The organism is Paenibacillus sp. FSL F4-0122, assembly GCF_038002845.1.
Classification (GTDB): domain Bacteria; phylum Bacillota; class Bacilli; order Paenibacillales; family Paenibacillaceae; genus Paenibacillus_AQ; species Paenibacillus_AQ odorifer.
The window spans coordinates 6,668,266-6,691,822 of sequence record NZ_JBBODI010000001.1 but is presented as its reverse complement, the minus strand read 5'-3'; the positions used below and the strand labels follow the sequence as shown (position 1 = coordinate 6,691,822).

Here is a 23,557-nt window from a genome sequence, read left to right as displayed (position 1 = left end):
TACTTAAGGAAAGAGGCACTCTAACTATGAACAGATTATCTCGCAAAATAATGACACTATTCGCACCAGCCGCTGCAACACTTCTGTTGTTCGCAGCCGTGGCAAGCGCACACGTAACCGTGGCACCAGCACAATCCAGTACCGGAGCATGGGAGACTTACACACTTAAAGTCCCTTCAGAAAAAGATGTAGCGACTGTACAAGTTGATCTACGTATCCCGGCAGGTGCCGAGTTCAAGCAATATGAGGCTACACCGGGCTGGGATGTTACCATTGAGGGGAACAAAGTTAGCTGGATAGCTAATGGAGAAGGAATTAAAGCAGGACAATTCCAACGTTTCTATTTCACAGCGAAGAACCCTGATACTGCAGGTGACATTGCTTGGGATGCTTATCAGCATTATGCCGATGGCAGCTTGGTGCAGTGGTCTGGTGAGGCAGGAACAGAAAGTCCGCATTCTATTACTTCGATTGTGCAAGCCTCCGGTGGGAATGAACATTCTCACGGTTCCAGTGACAATGGCATGAGTATGGAAGAACATAATGCCATCATGGAAAGCGAGAACAACTCCAACAGTGTCAACCCAATGGTTTACATCGCATTAGGGATCTCTTTACTAGCCTTTTTAATAGCAACCATAAGTATATTGCGCGGGCGGAAAGAGTAAGCGGGAACTAGTTGTGATACAAGAATATAGTGTTCATGCAAGAAGCCTCCGTCAATAAACGACGGAGGCTTCTTGCATGAATTATTTGTTGATGAGGATACTTTTTACTGCTCTACAGCCGTTTGCGTTTGTAGTAGGTTACGAAAGCAGCGGTTAGTATTAGGAGAAGGATGGCGACGCCAGTTGTGATGGCTTCACTCGTGCTGCCTTTTTGCTGCATAGTACCAGCACCACCAAAGTCGCCACCGCCCATACCACCAGGCATACCGCCACCAAAGCCACCGCCGCCCATGCCGCCACCGCCAGGGCCATTTCCGCCGCCTTCAGGGAAAGCGGGTCCGCCCATAGCACCAGGCTCACCACCCGCGCCGCCGTCAAATCCACCTTGAGCAGCTTGCCCATTAGTGTTGGTTTGTCCACCTTGAGCAGCTTGGCCGTTAGTGTTGTTTTGTCCGTCTTGAGCAGTTTGCCCTGTTTGTGTAGTCTGCCCACCCGCAGCTGCTTGTGAGTTACTGCCAGGACCATCGCCGGCATTAGGGATAGCCGGTCCGCCCATGGCACCAGGCTCACCACCTGCACCACCCTGAGCAGTCTGTCCATCCGTAGCCGCTTGCCCTCCGGTATTTGGTGCAGCTGCGTTTGCGCCAGTATTACCAGTAGCGCCATCCGCACCTGTGGCCTGCCCAGCACCCGCAGCGCCTTGAGCTGCACCATTTTTAGCGCCGCCACCAAAGCCACCGCCGCCCATGCCACCACCCATGCCGCCACCACTTCCTGATCCGTCACCGGATGAAGGAATGGTGCCGTCGAGCTGCTGCTGGATACTTGTGGCCATGTTCGACATGAAGGTCTCAACAGCCTTTATCCCATTTTCATACTGTTCGAAAGTGTAGAAGGCGGATGGATCCGCTTTGACATAGCTGGAAATCATCGTGTTCAGCTCATCAATCCGAGCCTGGAACGTATCGTCCGCTAGATAGCCAGTAATCATCTCACTAACAATTTCGTGATATTTCGTTTTGTATTCTTCATTAGCGAGTAGTTTCGCAATCAGCGGGCGTTCTGCCAACGCACCTTGGGTAGGCTCGTCAATTAACACATCTGCGCTTCCCATGCCGCCAAAAGCCATATTATAATCCCACGGCAGAATCGAGAAGACTCCATCGTCTTCATATAAGTAATAATTCTGCTTATTCCCACCTAAATAACTGTCCATATTACCCGTGACCGCATTTAGAGCGATATACTTCAGCGATTCCTCTACGTCGATGTATTTTTCATAATCGGTGCCGTTATTTAGCTCATTCAGCATGTCGACAAGAATATCATCGTTGGACTTATCGGATTTCATTTCTAGTCCAGTATAGAGGGCTGGATCATCGCCCAGCCAAGTCAAATCACTGCCCTGACCGGTCATTACACCTTTATAAAGTGCACCATAAGCGTTGCCGAAATTACGTTCCAGATAAGCATCACCGATCTGTTCTACTGCAAGATAGAAACCCTTCAGTTCATCGTTTACATACACATTGACGAAGGAATATTTCGGCGTCGGGAGGCCGACACTTTCAGCGAGCTCATAGGTTAGAAATTCACGCATATAAGAAGCATCGCTGTAATTATTATTAAGATTGATTTTAGTAATGCCGAATAAATTCTGGTTAACATACTCATCAAAAGAAATTTTGAAGCTGTAGCGGTCAGAGTCTGTCATCTGTACTACGCTTCTGAGACTGAGATTTCCTTTGGTCCGTACAGCTACATTATCGTATTTCATACCGTTGTACTCTACGGAAGCCATTTTATATTCTTCTGCACTGGCATTATCCAGCATATCCTGAAAATCGTCCGGGTCCAAAGTGATTTTGACATCCACGACCTTATCTTTTGGAAAGACCTGATCGTCTAGCTTTTTCTCATCGCTCGAAATGACCTTGTCTTGAGCATCAGACGTTGGATTATTTGTTGCAGACGGACTTGCGTTCTGACACCCGGCTACGGCGATGACCAGCAGCAGGCAGCAAAAACTCAGCAGGATTGACTTACCTCTGGTTTTCATCTGGGGCACCGCCTTTCATCTCGTTGTAATTAAGATACATAGTCACCGCTATAGCTGATCAAGAGTGCATTTTTGACACCTTTTAGGTCAGAGACTGTGTTGACAAAGCCGCCTACTTTATCATCCAGACGAAGCTCCAGCGTCAATTCAATATTGTTTGCGGAGACTGTTTTTTGCTTCACATTGTAACGTTTTACGGATTTGGTGATATGGCTGTGTACTTCACGTTCACTTTCATCACTGTCGCAGTTAATGACCAGTAAGTATGGCGTTTCGATAGAAGAGTGTTTGATGAACAGGAACAAAATGAGGCCGATAATGATCGAACCGATAATAGCCAAGGTGAAAAATCCTGCTCCAGTTACAATCCCTGCTACAGCTGCCCAGAACAAGAAGATCAGATCAGTTGGATCTTTGATTGGTGTTCTGAAACGAACAATGGATAATGCGCCGACCATACCGAGGGACAGCACAAGGTTAGAGTTAATCGCAATAATGACAGTAGCTGTAATCATGGTCATGCCCATAAGTGAGACGTTAAAGCTTTTGGAATATAAAACGCCGCTAAAGACACGTTTGTAGAGCAGGTAAATGAAGTATCCGATCAGAAAAGCTACGCCCAAAGTAATCAGCATTTTGGAGATACTAATATCAGATACAAAATTGTCGATCACCGAGTTTTTAATAATGTCTGAAAAATTATTTGTAGTATCTGTAGTCGTTGTTGTTGCTGCTAGCGGTGCTAGTGATGCATTCATAATCAATAATCCTCCCAAGTGTTAGTTTTTAAGAATTTGCGGCAGATCACGTATTTCGAAGCGGACTGCCTATTCAGTCCCTCAAGCTGCAACGCGATTTTAATGTACTCCGGAATGTACTCATCAAATTTCACTTCAAAAATTATGAAGTTCTCATCAATCGCCCGAATCGGATGCAAATCCTTATCGAAAATATCCGTAGAATGCAGGCCCGTACGTAATTCTTTATCGAACGTTATTCGCACATTGCCGTTGTGGCAAACATAAGGCTCGCGAACATAATCCACGATGACCTTGGGTCGCAGCAGGTTATGGCGCATCTGATCGTATAACTCCATGAACAGCGGACTGTCCGGGACGTTCAGCACTTCGTAGTTGCCCGCCATAATCTCGTCGTACATTTGCCGGGTTAGCGGTTCTTTGATTTTGGCGATATAATCGTCCATTTTAATTTTTTTCTCAAAGTGAATGATGTTGTCTTGGATGTTGTAAATGCGAATCCGGTATTTGGCCCGCTCTCTGAGACCGCCGAGCTTGTCTGCAAGTGCCGTGTTGTTGATATCGTCAAAATACAAACTCCGAATGTGGTATTCTCCACTCTCATTAGCGTGTTGATCTTTATCAATCAAGCTTTGCAATCGCTGGCGTAATATAAGGTATTGATGATAGTTAATGAAAAATTTAAGTTCATGCCGGAATTGAAGCTTCTTATTCATTTTCACACCTCGTTTCTCTCTCTATCTCTGGCTAACCTTCCTGCTTGACTAATTCTAGGAGACAGACCTTATGCTTAACTTAAAATAGACTGAATGTTTGCTGAATGTTTTACACTGCGTTAACAAAAGTCTGTATAAAGAATCGTGTGCAGATTTGACTTCTGACTTTGTAGGGGGCTATCTTATTTAGAAGGCTAGAGAGAAATTTTCATAAGGAGGTACCGTGATGAGAGACTATAAATTTGCCATAATCCTAGGAGTGCTTGTGATTGTGGTTATTTTAGTGGCTTATGGGTTGGAACGATCGAAAAGCGGAAGTGATGCAAATTCACCAGCACCGTATGATCTCGTGACTACCTTTAAGGGAGCCGCGAGCACAAGCCGCGCGTTTACTTGGTATACAAGTGATTCTAGTGCAGCAGGCATTCTGGAGATTGTAAAGGGACAGGTGTCCTCTTTTGCAAATACGGATGTACAAAGGGTAGAAGCGAAAAGCAGTTCCATCAAAACAGACAATGGCACCAAAGGTGTTCATAAAGTGGAAGCTACGGGTCTTGAACCCGGGACGTTATATACTTATAGAGTGGGTAGTGGCGTTGAAGGGGAATGGAGTCCGGCAGCGGAATTTACAACGGAAGAAGATGGACTGGACAGTGTGTCTTTTATCAACGTAACGGATTCTCAAGGGGAAACGGAAGAGGATTTTAAGCTGTGGGGGAATACACTGAACAAGGCTTTTCAGACATTTCCTGAAGCCAAATTTATTGTGCATAACGGCGATTTGACGGAGGATCCGGAGGATTCGGCAGGCTGGGATGATTTTTTTGGCAATGTGCAGGGCTGGATTTCAGGGATTCCGTTAATGCCGGTAACAGGCAATCATGATGAGGTGGATGAGGATGCAACGTATTATACTTCACACTTCAACCTGCCGGATAATGGGGCGAAAGGTTCAATTGCAGGTACCTCGTATTCCTTCGATTATGGACCTGTGCATGTAACGGTACTGAATACAGAGAGCAATCTAAAAAAGCAAACGGAATGGCTGAAGGAAGATCTGAAGAACACAGACAAGAAATGGAAAATCGTTGCGATGCACCGTCCGGCTTACGGGGGGAACTCCTATAAGAAAGTTGAAGATTGGACGGATATTTTTGATACGTATCAGGTTGACTTAGTGCTGCAGGGTCATAATCATGAATATTCCAGATCCTACCCGTTACGTGGCGGAAAAATAGTTCTAGAAGGTGAGATTTCCAAAGGTGCTAAACGAGGGACAGTCTATGTTGTGACTAACGCTTCTGGAGGGAAATTTAACGAGAAAAAAGAAGATCAGTTCTATCATGCGGTGCATTTTCAGAACAATAAGCAAATGTTTGCCGGCATTAACGTTACCGGGGATACATTAACCTATCAGGCCTATGATGTGGATGGAAAGCTGCTGGATGAGTTTGTGCTGACACATTGAGCTAAGGGAATTGGTAATATTACTAAAATACCTTCTCAGCTGTAAAGGCGGGGGAGGTATTTTTTTGATTTGCATCAAAGCACCAAACCCGGCGCAACTGTACACCATAAGACGCTTTTTCACATGTCTACCTTTTCCGTCATATAAGCTGTTAGCTTTATAATGATAAAATAGATTTAGTTATATTTGGATTTCATTTGAAGTGAAGGGGAAGTAATATGTTTATCAGAAAAGCGGTTTTTATCGGTATCATTTGTATGTTAGGTTTGACAGGTTGTGCAACGAACACTAAATCGGGTGCTGAAGGAGGGGGAGATAAGCGTGCAGAGGAGCTGCTCAGCATGTCTCGGAGTGAACTGGCTAAGCAGGAGAGCTACACTATAGAAATGGAGAAACAAGAAGAAACATCAAGCAAATCGGAAAAAAGTGAAGATAAACATTGGTCGAGCGCTGTCTCATTTCATGTCGACTATGTTAGAAATCCTTATACCGTATATCTAAAATCGGAGACTGCGGAAGGGAAGGAACGAGAAGAGTACATATCGGATACTGAATATCATACAAAGGTAATGGATGATTTATTTATCAAGCAAGACGATTATATTCCAGTGAAAGAAAAACAAATGGTACAAAGATTTATTGATCCGTACGATTATATAGACACGTACCAGATAGATTCTCAGGAGATCGTTGTTACTGAAGAGGAACAAGAATACATGCTTTCGATGGAGATATCGTCTAATGATGCGAGTAAGGAAACACTCAAATTGATGAAACAGAATTTAACAGACAAAATTAAACTAAGATATACGCTGGATAAAACTACACATTTGCCGCAAAAAGTGGAAGCGGAAATATTCACTTCATTAAAATCAGAAAACTTAGATTCAGAATCAGTGCTCACTTTGCAAACAAATATCAGCCATTTTAATGGTATAAAAGAGATTGTTATGCCTGCAGATACTAGTGAAGAATAGTTATATTAGAAAGCCTCTGGGATTTATTCCGGAGGTTTTCTTTATCAATAGAATTATTTTTGATCAAAATTTAGTGAAATTGTATCCTGAAGTGTGAAAATGGTACGATTTTTAGAGACAATCTTCTGCAAAATATAACCATTTTCTCTCGATAATGAAAAACCTTACCATTATAATGAAAGCGTTATCAGAAAATGGATTCTAAGTTCTAAAGGTATGGATTAAGGGGGAGGGAGGAGCAGGGATATAGAGTAAGAAGAAGGCATAAACAAACCAATTATATCGTAGGAGGCGTAAAACGTGATTCGTAACCGTATCCGGAAAACAGGACTTTTGGTCCTGCTTGGCGCGATGGTAGGCTCTTTATTCTCTGCATTCCCAGCTACTACCCATGCAGCCTCAAGTGAACCTTACACCTGGAAAAGCGTTGTAACGGGAGCTGGCGGGGGCTTTGTACCCGGAATTATTTTTAATCAAACTGAACCGAATCTGATTTATGCCAGAACAGATATTGGCGGTGCCTATCGCTGGAATCAAGCTACATCCAGTTGGGTCTCAATTAGTGACTCGGTAGGCTGGGTGGATTGGAACAAGAATGGCGTAGATGCTCTGGCTACAGACCCAATTGATCCTAATAAAGTCTACATGGCAACGGGTACGTATACTAATCATTGGGATAATAATGGCCAGATTATGCGCTCTAATGACCGGGGGAACACCTGGCAAACTACTCCACTGCCTTTTAAAGTAGGTGGCAATATGCCGGGCCGTTCCGCTGGTGAACGCCTAGTCATCGACCCAAATAAGAACAACATTCTCTACTTTGGAGCTAGAAGTGGTAATGGCCTCTGGAAAAGTATTGACTCAGGTGTAACTTGGTCAAAGGTAACCTCTTTTCCAAACGTAGGCACGTATATTCAGAATCCGACACTTGATTATGGGAATGATCTCGTCGGATTGTCTTGGATCACTTTCGATAAGAGTACAGGTACACTTGGCAACGCTACTCAAACGATCTATGTCGGTGTAGCCGACACGGCTAGCAGCGTATATCGGAGTACAGATGGTGGAGTAACCTGGACAGCTCTGGCTGGACAACCTACGGGTTTCTTGCCACATCACGGCGAGCTGTCATCCACAGGCGACCTCTATATTACTTATAGTAATGGTGTAGGACCGTATGATGGTAGTAAGGGTGAAGTATGGAAATACAACAAAACTAGTGGGTCTTGGACCAATATCAGTCCTACGACTGGTACAGATAATTGGTACGGATTTGGTGGATTGGCGCTGGATGCTCAGCACCCTAACACATTGATGGTATCCAGCTTAAACGCCTGGTGGCCTGATGAAGTCATTTTCCGCAGTACCAACGGTGGCGCTACTTGGAGTCGCATTTGGGATTGGGGCAATTATCCAGAACGGACTTATAAGTTCAGTATGGATATCACCGCCGCTCCATGGCTCGATCATGGAACCACTTCTACATCCCTGGATCCTTCACCGAAGTTAGGCTGGATGATGGGTGATTTGGAAATTGATCCATTTAACTCGAATCGAATGATGTACGGCACTGGAGCAACAATTTATGGCTCGAACAATTTGACCTCATGGGATACCGGTGGCAAGGTAAATATCTCAGTCATGGCAAAAGGTGTGGAGGAAACTGCAGTGCTGGGTCTAATTAGCCCGCCAACTGGAACTTCGCATTTGATCACTGCACTTGGTGACGTTTCTGGTTTCCGTCATGAGGATTTGTCGGTAGCACCAACCAAATTCCAGACCAGTCCTTCATGGGCAACAACGATGAGTATTGACTACGCTGAACTGAGTCCGTCCTATATGGTGCGGGTAGGCAGTGCAGATAAAGAAAAAACGCCAAGCATGAAGTCCATTGGTATCTCTAACGATGGTGGAGTGAACTGGTATATGCCAAACTCCGAGCCTTCAAATGGAACCAAAACAACGGTGGGCCATGGACAAGTGGCAGTCTCTGCAAGTGGTAATTCCATTCTGTGGAGCACTTCAGATATTGGGGTCTATTACTCCAAAACCTCAGGCAATTCTTGGACAGCAAGTGCAGGATTACCGGCAGGGGCGAAGATAGCGTCTGATCGCGTGAATCCTAACAAATATTATGGATTCTATGCAGGAACTTTCTATGTAAGTGTGGATGGTGGAGCTACATTTACTGCCACCGCAGCTTCGGGCTTCCCGACCAATAATGTGGCTGGATTACAGCCGAATGAAGCCCAAATCAGTATGAAGGCAGTTCCAGGTATTGAAGGCGACATTTGGTTCGCCGGAGGGAATACGGTTGAGAATAAATATGGTCTATGGCACTCCACTAATTCAGGTGCGAGCTTCACGAAGTTAACGAATGTAGAAGAAGCTGATCTTATTGGTTATGGTAAGGCTGCTCCGGGCCAAACTTATATGGCATTGTACACCGTAGCTAAGATTGATGGTGTACGGGGCGTATTCCGTTCCGATGATGTTGGCGCAACTTGGGTACGTATTAATGACGATGCTCACCAATACGCTAAGATCAATATGGCGATTACTGGGGATCCAAGAATCTATGGACGTGTATATCTCGGTACGAATGGCCGAGGCACCTTGTATGCTGATCCTGTAAATCCACCAGCTACAGGCTCGACCATTACGCCAATAACTGCAAGCTTTGATAAGAAAACAGCGAATCAAGCAGACGTTGCAGTAACTATGACGTTGAACGGAAATACACTGAGCACGATCAAGAACGGAACGGCAACCCTTGTAGCCGGAACGGATTATACGGTAAGTGGATCAACAGTGACGATTAAAAAAGCGTATTTAGCGACACAAGCGGTAGGAACGACTACGCTGACGTTTAGCTTTAGCGCTGGAGCCACACAATCCTTGGCGGTAACGGTAACGGATACTACAACACCAGTATCTAACTCGACCATCACCCCAAGCAGCGCAGGTTTTGATAAGAAAACAGCAAATCAAGCAGACGTTGCAGTAACTATGACGTTGAACGGAAATACGCTGAGCACGATCAAGAACGGAACGGCAATCCTTGTAGCCGGAACGGATTATACGGTAAGTGGATCAACAGTGACGATTAAAAAAGCGTATTTAGCGACACAAGCGGTAGGAACGACTACGCTGACGTTTAGCTTTAGCGCTGGAGCTACACAATCTTTGGCGGTAGCGGTAACGGATACTACAACACCAGTATCCAACTCGACCATCACCCCAAGCAGCGCAGGTTTTGATAAGAAAACAGCAAATCAAGCAGACGTTGCAGTAACTATGACGTTGAACGGAAATACGCTGAGCACGATCAAAAATGGAACGGCAACCCTCGTAGCCGGAACGGATTATACAGTAAGTGGATCAACAGTCACTCTCAAGAAGGAGTATCTGGCAACTCAAGCCGTAGGAACGACAACGCTGACCTTTGAGTTTAGTGCAGGAGCCGCACAATCCTTGGTTGTCACCATCTCAGATACGTCAGTAGCTCCTACAGCAGCACTGAAAGTGCAGATGTATAACGGTACAGTGTCTGCTTCCGGAAATACACTAAATCCAAAGTTTAAGCTGGTGAATACAAGCACAAGTGCTGTTGCACTTTCTGATGTGAAATTAAGATATTATTACACAATTGACGGTGAGCAGGCACAAAGCTTCTTCTGCGATTGGTCACAGGCTGGAAGCGCGAATGTAACGGGCACGTTTGTGAAGCTGCCAACGGCTAAAGCAGATGCGGATTATTATCTGGAGCTTGGATTCTCGAGTGCAGCAGGTTCACTTGATGCGGGTGCAAGCATCGATATCCAAGTGCGAGTGGCTAAAGAGGATTGGTCAAATTACACTCAAACCGGAGATTACTCCTTTAATGCGGTTGATACCAATTTTGTAGATTGGACAAAAGCGCCAGCCTACATCTCGGGTAATCTGATCTGGGGTAGTGAACCTAACTAAGAATCTCCATTAATAGTTATGCTGAAAAGGCTGTCCTAAAAGTAGAAAATTCTACTTTTGGGGCAGCTTCTTACTTTAACCCATAGACTGTGGTGTACTACGTGCGTTCTAAGAGGCGTGTACTATGTGGCAACGTTCTATAAGGCATGTGGTACGTGCTATGAGAAGGCATGTGGTATGTCGGATGCATTTATGGTTCCTACAGTGTTGGCTATATAGTAATTAGGGAAAACCTCCCTGAAAACAGCCGATATTTGCTTTAAATGAACGAAATCAGGGAATACCTCCCTAAAAATCAGGCGAATTCGTTATTTGCCAGTAAATTAGCTAATAATTAGGGAGGTTTTCCCTAATTATTGGTTGGATGACCAGAAAACTCAGAATTTTAGGGAGAAATCCCCCAATTATTCTATCAACGCTTCACTTCCTCCTGTACGGTACGTAAGAACCAGCTAATGATACTTAAAAGTAGTTCTGACATACCATTAGCTGTTTTGGCTGTTACAATGTTTGTCCGCTATCTATGGTAATGATCTGTCCAGTCATTGCTTCCTGTTCTAGCGCAGCGCAGACGAACTGGGCGATATCTTCGGGGGTTGAAATATGCTGAAGCAGCAGATTAGGGGCTAGTTTATACATCTGTTCTTCTCGTCCAGCCCACCATCTAGTAGCAACGGCGCCCGGTGCTACACAGTTAACTCTAATATTTGGAGCCAGCGCATGTGCCAGCGATTTCGTAAGACCGTGGACAGCCGCTTTGGAGACGGCATAAGGAAGGGAGGAGCCTAAGCCTGTCTGTCCAGCGATGCTGCCGAGATTGATGATGGCTCCTGAATTTTTATGGTTCATATACGGTGCAACCGCTCTGGCACAGAAAAACATTCCTTTCACATTTACATCATATAACTCATCCCATACTTCCTCTGTTGCCTTTTCCAGATCTCCGAGAGCAATATGTTTAGTTATACTGGCGTTATTCACTAGCAGATCTATTGTCCCGAAATGCTGAATAATCGAATGGACCATACTTCGCACATCCTGATCTTTAGACACATTCGCTTGTATTGCTATAGCCTGCCCTCCTTGATTCAGAATCGTCTTTACGGTTTCATTAGCTTCATCCTCAGATCTAGAATAGTTCACTACGACGTGAGCCCCGCGTTTGGATAGTTCCAAGCTTACAGCTTTGCCAATTCCAGTCCCTCCCCCAGTTACTAATGCGACTTTATTGTTGAGATCCATCCTCATGCACTCCTTAAGTTGGCGTATGTTGTTGATATAAAGTATTCTATAGAGAAAAGTGGATTTCGTATAATTGAATATAATGAAGGTTTGGTTCAATTTATTTGAATTGAACACTGGAGGACACTAGGATGGATCTAAAAACAATAAAAACCTTTCAAACAATCGTAACTTCCGGAAGCTTTAATCGTGCCGCAGAAGAATTGAACTATGCCCAATCTACAGTTACGATGCAGATGCAAAGGCTTGAATCTGATCTGGGATGTCAATTGCTTGAGCGGGGTAAGCAAATCAGCTTAACAGAAGCAGGCAGATTGTTTTATGAAGAGAGCTTACATATCGTTAAAGATATGGAACGACTAGAGAGCCGTTTGGCTGATTTAAAAATAGGGGAAGCTGGCAACGTGCGATTAGGGGTAACGGACCCGACGGCGAGCTATCGTTTGCCGCAGCTTTTAAGTGAGTTTATGGCACAGTTTCCTAAAGTGAAAGTCTCCGTGGATATTGCGGGAACCGCAGCACTTAGTGAACTACTCCTGCGTGGTGAAATTGATATGGCTGTGTGCTCGGCGCCTGAGCTCGGCAAGGAGCTTTATTTTGAACCCTTATTTGCAGAGGAATTTGTGTTACTTTTGCCAGAAGAGCATCCGCTAGCATCCAAGGAGAGTATCACCCCAGAGGATATACAGGCTCATCGCTTATTGATTACGGCAGCGAATTGTCCTTATCGCAAAAAATTAGAAAGTGTGCTGCAGGAATCAGGTGGGCCGCCACTAGATACAATGGAAATCGGGAGCATGACAGCGCTGAAATATTTTGTGGGAAGTGGTTTAGGAGTGGCTCTTGTGCCTGAGATTGTGCTGAATCCAGCCCCAGCAGGAACTATAGTACGGAAGCTGGAGGGAAAGGTTATTGATATGACCTGTGGGATCATATGTAAACTTTCAGATTATCCGCTTAAGCTAGCGAGCTCCAGATTGTATCATTTTTTAAAACAGGAACTAACCGTGACAAGGATATTTTGAATTTTAAACGAATTGTTAAGAAATAGAAAAAATAGAAAGGGCGGTGTTTGATGTTTTTTAGGAGGAAATTCAGTTTCTGGCTTTCGATTATAAGTATCATCATCTGTCTGAGTGACTATCTGGGGGTGGGGATCGCGAATATTATTCTTGTACGTTTGAACCCTATTATAGATACACTGATCTTTACAGAACCTTTTGAAAGCTTCATGGTTGATGTAAATAATCCGAGATGGGGAACCAATAGTGCGTTAATCAGCGTCAGATTCCCAACTTATATTATTCATTTTGGAACGTTTTTGATTTTGGGGATTCTAATTGATTACCTTATTCGTATATTAAAACAGAAGTAGAAGTGTAAATGAGCCTAGAAGAGGAAAGGTGAGCTGAGATGAGCGGAGCAAAGGGAAAGCTTGATTTGGAGAGAATTGTTTTTATTGGCAGGACCTATGAGGAATATTTACGTATGTTTGATTTGCTGGAATCAGATCTCATCGGCCAGAGAATTCTGGATTGTCCTGCGGGTGCTTGTTCTTTTACAGCAATAGCGAATCAGTTGGGTGGTGCTGTAACGGCTGCCGATATTGCTTACTATTACTCTGAAGATGAGCTGGCAGACAAAGGGGTTCAAGATATTGCGCATGCGATGTCCGGAATGGAAAAAGTACAGGATAACTTCGTTTGGAACTACTTTAAATCAATCGAGGGCCTGACCGAAGCTAGGAACGCAGCTTTAACCGCCAGCACTAAAGATCGAAGACAAACCCCGGAGCGTTATGTTCCTGTGGTACTTCCGGATCTGCCATTTGCGGATGAAGCATTTGATCTGACATTATCTGCTCACTTTCTATTTATGTACAGCGATCGGCTGGACTATGAATTTCATCTAAAGGCTGTTAAGGAACTAATGCGGGTGACGAGAGGCGAGCTTCGAATCTTTCCACTAGTCGACCTTTCTTGTAAAAGGTATGAGCATTTAGACCGCCTTATTGATGATTTGGTGAGGCAAGGATTTACTGCAGAGGAACTAGAGGTTCCTTATGAATTTCAAAAAGGTGCAAAGCAGATGTTGAAGATTAGAAGAGCAGAATTGTTCCTCTGAAATATAAAACGAGGGTGCCTCAAGCCATGATGACTTTGGGAGCGCCCTCGTTTTTTGTATAAATATCTATAAAGCTTACGCCACAGTTTCTTTCCGTTCTGCTACAAAACAAGCTATGCCTAATACCAGACCAAGGCCCACTAGAACCGCACCGACCCAAGGAAGCGAAGTGATCGCTAAATGAGAAATGACCCAACCGCCAATAAAGGCACCCGTTGCGTTACCGAGATTCCCGGCGGAGTGGCTGGTCGTTGAGGCAAGTGCAGGGGCTGCCTGAGCCAGACTCATAATCCGTATTTGCAGACCCGGCATGACCGCAAAGGACACCATACCCCAGAAAAATATTGTGATTACCGCAGCTATTGGGCTATGCATCGTGAAGGAAAAGATCGTTAGAATCATACTGACTGCAAAATAAAGTCCCACGATAGAAGGCATCAGCTTCCAATCCGCAAGCTTTCCGCCAACGATGTTCCCGATGGTCACCCCACAGCCGAATAAGACTAGAATCCAAGTCACACTATGTTCAGCAAAACCAGTCACTTCTTCAAGCAGTGGAGTAATATATGTGAACACGGTGAACAAGCTGGCGTTCCCTAACGCCCCGATCAATAAGAATAGTAGCAGCTTTGGATTAGCCAGCGCAGCAATCTGCTGGATAACACTCGCTGGTTTCTCTTGTTTAAGCTTTGGAATAAAAATGAGAATACCGATCAGCGCGGCGACTCCCATGACAGCAATCGCTGCAAATGAGGCCCGCCAGCCCATACTTTGTCCAATAAATGTCCCTAGAGGAACTCCGACAATATTGGCTATCGTTAAACCTGCCATCATAATAGATACGGCTCCGGCCCGCTTATTGGGTTGTACAAGATTGGATGCGATGACTGCGCCAACCCCAAAAAAAGTACCATGAGTTAAAGCTGTAATTATACGAGCTACCATGAGAACGGTATAGTTGGGTGCAAACACAGAGATTCCGTTGCCCAGTATAAAAAGAATCATGAGAAGACATAACAGTTTCTTTTGTGGAATGCGTTGCGTGAGAATGGTCAGGATGGGTGCGCCAACGGCCACTCCAAGTGCGTACATTGTAATGAGTTGGCCAGCAGTCGAAATACTAACCTGTAAATCGTTGGCGACATTTGGTAAAATACCCATAATAACAAACTCAGTCATACCAATCGCAAAAGCGCCTACCGTAAGAGAAAGTATAGAGATGGGAAAGGGCTCTTTCCCTGCTCGTTCTTTGCGTGTTTGTGCCTTGTTGAGGTTTGGAATTGCATTCATGATGCCGATGTTCAACCTTTCTTCTGCCTGTAATGAAGCTCCACCTTGGTTAAGATGATAGATCCGACATGTAAGTATTGCTTTTCTATTATTTAGTTTTCTGAAAATATTTTCAAGATAAATATTTTTTCAGATAGTTTTCATTTTTATAGATCATTGAAGGGATGGTTATTTATGAATGTTGAAGGCCAAGTCCAAGTGCTTGAATTGCCGGAAATGAAGCAAGAATTTAATAACAGTTTGCAGAGTAATGATCTTGGATTGGATATAGAAATCTATCAAATTGCGAACCCTTCCTGGCCCGATGAGGCTGAAGTGTTCCTTCCTTTGCGATGAGAAAAAATTATAAGCAGGCAGCTTTAATGGCGCTTCAGAACTTTGACCTGGATTGGACGCAGATTCGTTTTAACCAGCTATCGGATACCTGTACCTTTGTAATCGAAACTAATAAAGAGGGAACTTTTTTACTGCGCCTTCATTCGGGGAGATCTAAAGAGGAAATCAACTCCGAAATCGCGTGGCTGGAGCTTTTGAAGAGCAAAATTGATGTCCCCCTGCCAAAAGGTATTCACGATCGCACAGGTGCTGTAACGTTCAGAGTGGAACAGGGAAATGGAGAAGGTGTGTATGCCTCTTTAATGCGTTGGGTTGAAGGGGAACATGCGAATGAAAGACTTACCGAAGAACAAATTTACAAAGAAGGCGTTCTATTAGCCAAGCTGCATAAGGCGGCACAGGAGCTGGAGTTACCCTCTGGCTTTAATCGTCCTGTTTGGGATGAGCATAGCTTTCGAAAAGCAATGCTTCGTTTAAAGCTGCATTATCATTGTTTTCTTACGGATGATGAGTTTGTGCTGTATCAGTCGGCAGCTGAAAAATTATACAACTGGTTAAGCAAGCAGCATAAAAATAAGAACAGAAGGTCTTATGGCGTTATCCATGGAGATTTACATCAAGGCAACATCATATTTAAAGAGGGCGAACCTCGGCCGATTGATTTTGGAAGATGTGGTTGGGGTTATTATCTTTATGACGTGGCACATACCCTTCTTGGACTGTATCCATTGCAAAGAGAAGGGGTCATTAAGGGGTACGAAAGTATCGCCAAGCTCGATGGGGAGTGGGTTCAGACTTTAGAGAATTTTACGGTCATGGTTATGATCGAAAATTATTGCCATCACGTATCCGATCCTAGGGAAACTGAGGGTCTAAAAGCAGAACAGCCCTATGCGCTAGCGATCCTGAAAAATTATCTTAAGGGAGAACCCTTTCTTTTTGACAGGATTGAGATTTAACGTATAAAAATAGGGTCTCTTTGGGGAATTTATATAAAGTTCCCTAAGGAGGCTATTGTGATGAAAAAAAGCTGGATTGCTCCCCTTCTTGTCGCAGTGATGCTTGTTCTGACGCCACAACCTTGCTCCGCTAATAGGTTAATTCAACCTCAATCTATAACGCCCTCCAGGTCTGATTCGGGACTTCAACTGCCAGATCAAGATTCTCGCGAACTTAAGTTTCAAGACATTCTGATGTTATTACTTTTACCCCATATTGAGAAAAAAATTGCAGATATTTATTCACCGCTTCTGCGAGAATCGCCAATGGTTTATCCTTACTTTGTGGATGTGACTGAGGTGAAGCGGCTCAATGGTTTCCGTGGGTTTGATTTCTTGATTACACTTAACGTATATCCTACAGTAGGTCCACATATTTCAGTTGGAGAAGATACCATGACTTTTAGGATCTCTCCTGGTCCTAAGGTGAAGCTTGAATCGTTCAAGCATCTAAAAGACCCCCAAAAGTCAGACTTCCCACCAAATTATCAGAACATCCTGAGATAGTGTAGTTTAGGTAAGGCGGGCGGAAGAGTAGATGTTAATATGTGCCGCGCGTTGAGTTATGAGGCGAGCTATTTTTACATGAGTAGGGAGTTCTGCGGTAAAGGTAATGGGTTGAGTAGGGAAGGGAGTCTTAGGAGATGGTGAGTGAGAGGGGAGGAAGGTTGGGCTAGTGGCGTGATGAGGGTGAGTGAGAGGGGAATAAGGTTTGGTTAGCGGCATGATGAGGGGCAGTGAGAGGGGATGAAGGATGGGCTAGTGACGTGATGAGGGTGTGTATGTGAGGGGATAGAGGTTGGGCTAGTGGCATGATGAGGGTGTGTGAGAGGGAATGAAGGTTGGGCTAGTGGCGTGATGAGGGTGAGTGCGTGTGTCCGGGAGCGGGTAAACGGGATAGTTGCAGTTTATACACTTATTTGCAGGAGATAAGAAGCTTAGTCACTTTTAGTTGCATTTGGTGCAGTTAAAAGAAGTCTTTTCACACTAATTTGTTAATATCGTTGAATTTAGTTGCAGAGAATACACTTATTTCGCTCGGGCAGCACAATGTATTGTTTATAGTTGTATAAAGTGCAATTAACTCATACATTCACAAAAAAATTTAAGCAAAATAAAAAATCCATGGGTTAACGTTGCAATACCCAACTCATACCCAACGCATACCCAACTCATGCCCAGCCCACCACACACACTCCGATCTTTGGGGTGTTTTTTTTGTGGTTAGACTTGTGGTGGATTAATGGCGATTATGGTATTATGAAATTAGTGAATGTATTGATTTGAGTTACTAAATTCAAATACGGAGGTGCGAGGGATTGGGTGATCATAAATTCGAAGGCGTACACAAGAGGAGCAATTTTAGCGAAATTAAAGATAAAGTCACTAGCGATAGCGCAAGTAACAACGAGGATAAAGTTAAAGTAGGTGTAGCTACTAAAGATGGGCAGTTGGGGTTTCTTTTTACAAGGGGAGGTCTTCGGGAGGGTGCGGGTAGAAAAAGCACTGGTGTAACTAAAAAGGTATCTTTGACGTTATCTGAGGACGTTTGGCAGGAGATAGAGCAGGCTTGTGCGGATCAGAACGCATCTCGCTCTCAAGTATTTCGGAACATTATTGAGGCGCATTTTGTAAAGGAATCTAAGGAGAGTTAGGTGAAGTCTTTGCTAATCCATGTATCAAAAGATTCTCTTAGTACCGCATTACAGGCAGCATTAAAAGCCATATCCGCGAATAGTTCCTCACGTGTTCTTTCAGGAATACTTATTCAGGCGCAAACTCAGGGTCTGATATTAACAGCCAGCAATATAAGAATGACCATTGAATATAAGCTCCCTGTGAAGATGGATTCGATGGTTGTGCACAACACAGGTGAGATCGTAGTTCCCGCGCGTTATTTTTATGAGATCATTCGTAAGCTTGATCCTGGACTAATTAGGCTGGAAATCGAAGAGGCATTGATTCTAAACATTCAATCAGGGAACACTCAATTTCGTTTATGTGGAATGGATGCGGCAGAGTTTCCAAGAATCCAATACATAGATCATCCAAACATTCAAAAGATAAGCATGAAGAACACTCTCCTGAAGCAAATATTTAAAAGAGTGGTTTTTGCGGTCTCTTCATCGGAAACCAGACCTGTGCTCACAGGAGTTTTGCTTCAAATAGATAAGCGAAATATTCGTGTAGTCGCCACTGATGGCATCCGCTTCGCCCAGCATATTGTTGAAAGCATAGAAGATTACGGTGCAATTCCTTTAGATGTTGTAATCCCGGGCAGCAGCCTGGAGGATCTTTTAAAAATATTAAGCGATGATGCAGACAGCAGCACCGATTTAGAAATAGGCCCCAAGCAGATCAGATTTATTTCTAATGGATTGAGGGTTCAGTCTGCCCTTCTAGAAGGAACTTATCCCTCTGTCAATAATTTAATCCCAAAAGCGTATCTCTCCGAAGTGATTGTTAAGACAGACCGTTTGTTACATGTGGTTGAACGTATTTCTATATTGGCTGGTGAGAGTGTTATGCTCAGCGTACTTCCTTCTAACACGCTAAGTTTAGTGTCCAAGACTGCAGAAATTGGGGATGTAAAAGAAGAGATTCCTTTGGATCATCTAGAGGGTGATCATTTTCGAGTAGCCTTTAACGGAAAATATTTCAGGGACATCCTTCGGGCGATAGATAGTGAGACGCTTAGAATAAGGTTCGCGGGAAAAGAAAGACCGCTGGTGATCCTGCCTGTAGACGCATCTTCGTCCACACTTTTTTTAATTACTCCTGTGAGGACGCATGATTGAGGATATGTTAATTGCAGTATTTGAGTACATTTGAGCGAATAGCTGCAACTGAGTCCGATAGTGTGGCAAAACGAGCGAAATTATAGAAATAAGAGCAACTGAGTCCGAAATAGCCCAAACCCACTTCAGCATCACAGCTTTCCCAGACGGGAATGAGGTATATTTGATCTGGGAGGGGATGGAATGCATAATGCAAAGACGGCCATATTTTATTTCTCAGGTACTGGCAATACGGAGATTATTGCTAAGCAATTTGCTGAAAGGCTAAGAAGTAAAGGGCAAGACGTAGATTTGTTTAGAGTGGAAGATATTATTAAAGGCACTCGTTCTGTAGAATATGAAGCCTATGATCTTATAGGTATTGGTCATCCGGTTCTAGGCTTTGGCGCTTCCGGTTTTGTTGAACATTTTGCAGATCAGCTGCCTGAATGTAATGGAACCCCGGCATTTGTATTCAAAACGGCATCCTCTCCACACTATATCAATAACGGTGCTTCGAATACGGTTCTTCGTTCTTTGCGTGGGAAGGGATATATCCCTTTTCACAATTCCATTTTGGCGATGCCATGTAATTTTTATATCAAATATGATGACAGGTTGAATAAGCAGTTGTACCAAGCCGCACAGCGTAAGGTGGAATTGTTTGCAGAGGAAATCGTAAACCGAACACCACGAAATCTGCCGATTCACCCTGTGTTGGAGCGGGTTCTGAGAACAGTATATTATTGTGAGGAACACCAAGGGGGAAAATACTTCGCAAAAGGATTGCGTACAACGGACGCTTGCACACTATGTTTAAAATGTGTCAGCAACTGTCCAACATCCAATATTAGTAGCGGCGTAGAAGGAATTGTTTTCAGTCAAAATTGTTTATTATGTATGCGTTGTGTTTATTCTTGTCCTCAGAAGGCAATCCAAGCGACAAGACTGAAGGCTAGCGTAGTAGATCCCTATACTGGAGGTCCGAATCTTCATAAACTAATGAAGGATTCTGCGAATGATGGACGGTTTGTTACTCCCAAATCCAAGGGCTACTATAAGCATTTTATTAAGTATTTGGAGGAATGACATATGAATCTGTTTCGGATGGGATCTAAGCCACTGGGGATTGAGCGGATCAGCACATTTTTGGAGGATAATTATGTGAGTATCGGCTACCCCGGAATAGGGGATCTGGAGAATCTAAGCATAGAGGAACTTCGTGATCGATTAATCGGTACTTACCAATATAGTGAGCCGGAGCTTATGCAACATCTGCAAGCCCTTCAGCTATTTGTACATACGATGCAAGATGGAGATTATGTGCTGGTGGCCGATGGAGATTGGGTACATCTCGGAGACCTCGGAGATTATTTTTACAACGAGTTAAATGATAATGTTGACGAGGGTACTTGCCATCGGCGTGGTGTGACGTGGTTGAAAAGTCTGCCGATTTCTGAACTAAACGCAGGCGTGCGGGAGTTATTTAACCAAAGTGCACCGGTTGTACAATTTAAGGGTCCAAAACCAAGTGCTCGCTTGGATCTGTGGATTACAGGTGTTTCTACTAATGAACAAGAAGTGAATAGTCCGCTGGAATTGGATGAGGAGACGCTCTCTAAGGCGCTTAATATTTTGAAAGAAGCTTTGATTTGTGATGACTCCGAACGACGGGAACGAGCAGCGATTGCGATTTTACAATATGCGAAGTAGAGCACCTCTTCTATATCGGGCACACGGTTCATTATCTTCATGATGAGTTCCAATTAAAAAAAATGTTCCACCCGCTACTTGCCTCGGATGGAACGTTTTGCTGTATCTATAATCAGATGAACTCAACGAATTCGTTGACTGGCTTACGGTAGCCGCGGGGTCTGATTTTATGTTTTTTGTCTTTGCCGATCGTGATCAGCATAACAGGTACCATATGATCCGGCAGATTCAAGGTGGATTGGATAACATCAGCATCGAAGCCGATCATCGGGCAGGTATCCCAGCCTTTATCTTTGGCGATCAGCATAAAGTGCATGGCCGAGAGAGAGGCATTACGTATTGCTTCATCTCTTTGAAAAGCATCCTTATCAATGTAAGCATTGTTAATCATCTCTATTTGCTCATCATATTCCTCTTGTGACATCGCTCCTAAAGCTTTAAGCCCGCCATAGATTTCTGGAGCCTGCTGATAAGCATGCTTATCTCCTAGCACTACAATAACTGCTGAAGCAGTATGGATTTTATATTGGCCGTAAGCCGCTTCGCGAATTTCTTCTTTTAAGCTCTCGTTAGATATCACTTTGTAATTTGTATGCTGTAGATTATAGGCCGATGGTGCCAATCTGGCGTAAGAGAACATTTCCTCTAATTCATTCTGAGGGATGGTGACCCCTTCCACAAAATTCATAGCGGATCTGCGGGACTGAATCAAGTCTGTAAAAGCGCTCATAAGTATTCCTCCGTTGTGTATGTGTTCGGTTGTAAAATATAAACACCTGATATTTGTAAATGTACTAACTAAATGTTACTAACTCAAAATAACACAGCCTATAAAATTCGTCAATGATAAAATTTATTGAAGTTAATCTTGAATACCCTGTTGTCAAAAAATAGGACATAAATTAGGATATTAGGATATGTAAAAACACGGTGAATGAAAGGGTGGATAAATTGATTAATAGTAGAGAACGATTGATGATAGATTTACAAAGAATCGAAGAGAATGACTACGAGCTTAGAAGTGGACAGGACATAAAGGATTATGTGAAGTTGATGCTTGAGCATTTAGGAGATCCCGAGCCTGTGCTGCGTGATGAATTGATTTATTCCACATTCTACAAATGGATTAATGAGAAACATTGGTTTAATGATGCGGAGCTTCGTGAACTGCTGTGGATACTCCTTGACGAGCAGCATCTATTTTATCACATTGGGAACAAAGAAGATCAGACGGTGTATACAAGAACATTTTCTGTATTGGTTGTTGCTCTTATTCTCCAGCGGCATAGGGAAAAGGCTATATTGGATAGCTCTGAATTTACAAAGGTGAAGCAGGGTTTAATTCGTTATTATAAGGAAGAACGGGATTTAAGAGGTTATATGGAAAAAGAAGGCTGGGCACACGCAGCAGCACATGGCGCAGACGCCTTGGATGAGCTGGTTTTTATGCTCGGAGAGTGATGCCGAGGTGCGGGAAGAGGTTCTGACAGTTGTTCAAAAGATGCTTTATAACGATCAATACATATTCAGGGAGGAAGAAGATGAACGGATTGCTACTATTATAGTTACAATCATCGATCATCATTTACTTCCACAGCAGTCTATAACCGATTGGATTCTCAACTTGGCGCAATGTGGCAGTTGGCCTAGAAGCCACAGCCAGTACGTTACTCGAATAAATACAAAGAACTTCCTGCGTTCTCTTTATTTCAGGTTACTTCTAACAGAGAAGAATATGGACATTGTGGATGTTTTATTGAAAACTGAGAAGAATTTGAATGAATTTGTACATTAATTCACTCAAACGGTTTTAATTAACACTGGTAATTTAAATAATTTATTATAATGTAATAAAAATCACAAAATTTTATGGAAATTCAAAAACTTTGTGACATTTATAACTTGATAAGTGCTATAATAGAAATATGGCGTTAAAAGTTCTTATGTTTTTCATTACTATTAAGCAGCAAAGCTTATTGCAGAGGAGATTTGGATATGTCAGAATCAATCACTCAAACACAACCTGAACAAGAATCACCAAAAGTAGCTGTTAGCAAGGAACAAATGGATGTTCTAGAGCAGCTCTTGAAACCAGAAGTTCAGGAATCATTAACAGTCTTGGTGGAACAGCTGCCAAAATTAACTGAGCTTGTTGGCGTGCTTACAAAGTCCTATGACTTTGTGCAAACTGTCGCAGCGGATGATGTCTTGAAAAGTGATACGGTAAGTGCAATTAAAGAACTTGCTGAACCTGTAGTGCATTCCGCGAAGAATATGGCAGCTACAGTGATCGAAGCAAAAGATCGTGCGAATGAAAGTAACGAAGTTATTGGTCTTTTTGGTCTTATGAAGTTGTTGAAAGATCCGCAAGCGCAAAAGCTTTTCCGTTTCGTAAATGCATACCTTCAAGTTGCTGGAGAACGCAGTAAGCAGAAATAATCATTTTCATATCTTATACG

General features: G+C 43.4%; 20 protein-coding genes and 2 pseudogenes. 16 read left to right on the top strand and 6 right to left on the bottom strand.

Translation table 11 applies throughout. The features are described 5' to 3' along the window. The first annotated feature begins 26 nt into the window (after window positions 1–26). Entirely contained in the window at window positions 27–668 is a 642-nt protein-coding gene (locus tag MHH49_RS29540) for a DUF1775 domain-containing protein (protein WP_076138753.1), read from the top strand. 112 nt (window positions 669–780) lie between these two features. On the opposite strand, the gene MHH49_RS29535 is transcribed toward MHH49_RS29540, so the two are convergent. Genes MHH49_RS29535 through MHH49_RS29525 form a run of 3 tightly spaced genes read right to left on the bottom strand, consistent with a single transcriptional unit; the run spans window position 781 to window position 4,201 of the window. Beyond that, entirely contained in the window at window positions 781–2,727 is a 1,947-nt protein-coding gene (locus tag MHH49_RS29535; protein WP_341138717.1) for a CotH kinase family protein, read from the bottom strand. A 29-nt stretch (window positions 2,728–2,756) separates the two neighbouring features. Beyond that, window positions 2,757–3,485: a DUF4956 domain-containing protein gene (locus MHH49_RS29530; protein WP_036683492.1), complete on the bottom strand. Its 729-nt coding sequence runs from the start codon at window positions 3,483–3,485 to the stop codon at window positions 2,757–2,759. A 2-nt stretch (window positions 3,486–3,487) separates the two neighbouring features. After that, window positions 3,488–4,201, bottom strand: coding sequence for a polyphosphate polymerase domain-containing protein (locus MHH49_RS29525; RefSeq protein ID WP_036683495.1), 714 nt, complete (start codon window positions 4,199–4,201; stop codon window positions 3,488–3,490). 226 nt (window positions 4,202–4,427) lie between these two features. Between MHH49_RS29525 and MHH49_RS29520 the strand changes: the two genes are divergently transcribed. The 4 genes and pseudogenes from MHH49_RS29520 to MHH49_RS31285 all read left to right on the top strand — a co-directional run bounded on the left by MHH49_RS29520 (window position 4,428) and on the right by MHH49_RS31285 (window position 10,618). Beyond that, complete coding sequence (locus MHH49_RS29520; protein WP_341138716.1) at window positions 4,428–5,669, top strand: purple acid phosphatase family protein; 1,242 nt, start codon at window positions 4,428–4,430, stop codon at window positions 5,667–5,669. Between the two features lie 218 nt (window positions 5,670–5,887). Beyond that, window positions 5,888–6,646, top strand: a complete 759-nt coding sequence (locus MHH49_RS29515) for a DUF6612 family protein (protein ID WP_076317251.1) — start codon at window positions 5,888–5,890, stop codon at window positions 6,644–6,646. A 351-nt stretch (window positions 6,647–6,997) separates the two neighbouring features. After that, window positions 6,998–9,883 (top strand): annotated as a pseudogene (locus MHH49_RS29510) (X2-like carbohydrate binding domain-containing protein); the annotation flags it as partial. Then, entirely contained in the window at window positions 9,884–10,618 is a 735-nt protein-coding gene (locus tag MHH49_RS31285) for a X2-like carbohydrate binding domain-containing protein (RefSeq protein WP_445667577.1), read from the top strand. A gap of 501 nt (window positions 10,619–11,119) precedes the next feature. On the opposite strand, the gene MHH49_RS29505 is transcribed toward MHH49_RS31285, so the two are convergent. Next, window positions 11,120–11,860, bottom strand: coding sequence for an SDR family NAD(P)-dependent oxidoreductase (locus MHH49_RS29505; protein ID WP_341138715.1), 741 nt, complete (start codon window positions 11,858–11,860; stop codon window positions 11,120–11,122). 131 nt (window positions 11,861–11,991) lie between these two features. Here MHH49_RS29505 and MHH49_RS29500 point away from each other — a divergent pair, with 131 nt between their 5' ends. Together MHH49_RS29500 and MHH49_RS29495 are read left to right on the top strand one after the other, a co-directional pair. Next, a complete protein-coding gene (locus MHH49_RS29500) occupies window positions 11,992–12,885 on the top strand; it encodes a LysR family transcriptional regulator (protein WP_076272847.1) in 894 nt (297 codons plus the stop codon). Window positions 12,886–13,273: 388 nt separating this feature from the next. Then, a complete protein-coding gene (locus MHH49_RS29495) occupies window positions 13,274–13,984 on the top strand; it encodes an SAM-dependent methyltransferase (protein ID WP_341121086.1) in 711 nt (236 codons plus the stop codon). Window positions 13,985–14,059: 75 nt separating this feature from the next. Here MHH49_RS29495 and MHH49_RS29490 read toward each other — a convergent pair whose 3' ends face one another. Beyond that, window positions 14,060–15,274, bottom strand: coding sequence for an MFS transporter (locus MHH49_RS29490; protein ID WP_038574369.1), 1,215 nt, complete (start codon window positions 15,272–15,274; stop codon window positions 14,060–14,062). A gap of 174 nt (window positions 15,275–15,448) precedes the next feature. On the opposite strand from MHH49_RS29490, the gene MHH49_RS29485 reads away from it, so the two are divergent. The 7 genes from MHH49_RS29485 to MHH49_RS29455 all read left to right on the top strand — a co-directional run bounded on the left by MHH49_RS29485 (window position 15,449) and on the right by MHH49_RS29455 (window position 21,098). Continuing rightward, window positions 15,449–15,610, top strand: a complete 162-nt coding sequence (locus MHH49_RS29485; protein ID WP_155288118.1) for a hypothetical protein — start codon at window positions 15,449–15,451, stop codon at window positions 15,608–15,610. A 26-nt stretch (window positions 15,611–15,636) separates the two neighbouring features. Further along, the gene (locus tag MHH49_RS29480; protein WP_254924695.1) at window positions 15,637–16,569 is read left to right on the top strand and encodes a phosphotransferase enzyme family protein; all 933 of its coding nucleotides are present in this window, start codon (window positions 15,637–15,639) and stop codon (window positions 16,567–16,569) included. A 60-nt stretch (window positions 16,570–16,629) separates the two neighbouring features. Next, window positions 16,630–17,115, top strand: a complete 486-nt coding sequence (locus MHH49_RS29475) for a DUF3888 domain-containing protein (protein ID WP_036685880.1) — start codon at window positions 16,630–16,632, stop codon at window positions 17,113–17,115. 812 nt (window positions 17,116–17,927) lie between these two features. Continuing rightward, on the top strand, window positions 17,928–18,263 hold the full coding sequence (locus tag MHH49_RS29470) for a hypothetical protein (RefSeq protein WP_235219526.1): 336 nt from the start codon (window positions 17,928–17,930) through the stop codon (window positions 18,261–18,263). Continuing rightward, window positions 18,264–19,406: a DNA polymerase III subunit beta gene (dnaN, locus tag MHH49_RS29465; RefSeq protein WP_036685882.1), complete on the top strand. Its 1,143-nt coding sequence runs from the start codon at window positions 18,264–18,266 to the stop codon at window positions 19,404–19,406. Window positions 19,407–19,589: 183 nt separating this feature from the next. Next, window positions 19,590–20,474, top strand: coding sequence for an EFR1 family ferrodoxin (locus MHH49_RS29460; protein ID WP_038570079.1), 885 nt, complete (start codon window positions 19,590–19,592; stop codon window positions 20,472–20,474). Between the two features lie 3 nt (window positions 20,475–20,477). Next, a complete protein-coding gene (locus tag MHH49_RS29455) occupies window positions 20,478–21,098 on the top strand; it encodes a hypothetical protein (protein ID WP_076317100.1) in 621 nt (206 codons plus the stop codon). Window positions 21,099–21,210: 112 nt separating this feature from the next. Here MHH49_RS29455 and MHH49_RS29450 read toward each other — a convergent pair whose 3' ends face one another. Next, window positions 21,211–21,828, bottom strand: coding sequence for a nitroreductase family protein (locus MHH49_RS29450; RefSeq protein WP_036685885.1), 618 nt, complete (start codon window positions 21,826–21,828; stop codon window positions 21,211–21,213). A gap of 221 nt (window positions 21,829–22,049) precedes the next feature. Between MHH49_RS29450 and MHH49_RS31280 the strand changes: the two are divergent. Then, window positions 22,050–22,893: pseudogene (locus tag MHH49_RS31280) on the top strand (DUF2785 domain-containing protein). Window positions 22,894–23,093: 200 nt separating this feature from the next. Continuing rightward, on the top strand, window positions 23,094–23,537 hold the full coding sequence (locus MHH49_RS29435; RefSeq protein WP_036685888.1) for a DUF1641 domain-containing protein: 444 nt from the start codon (window positions 23,094–23,096) through the stop codon (window positions 23,535–23,537). The last annotated feature ends 20 nt before the right edge of the window (window positions 23,538–23,557 follow it).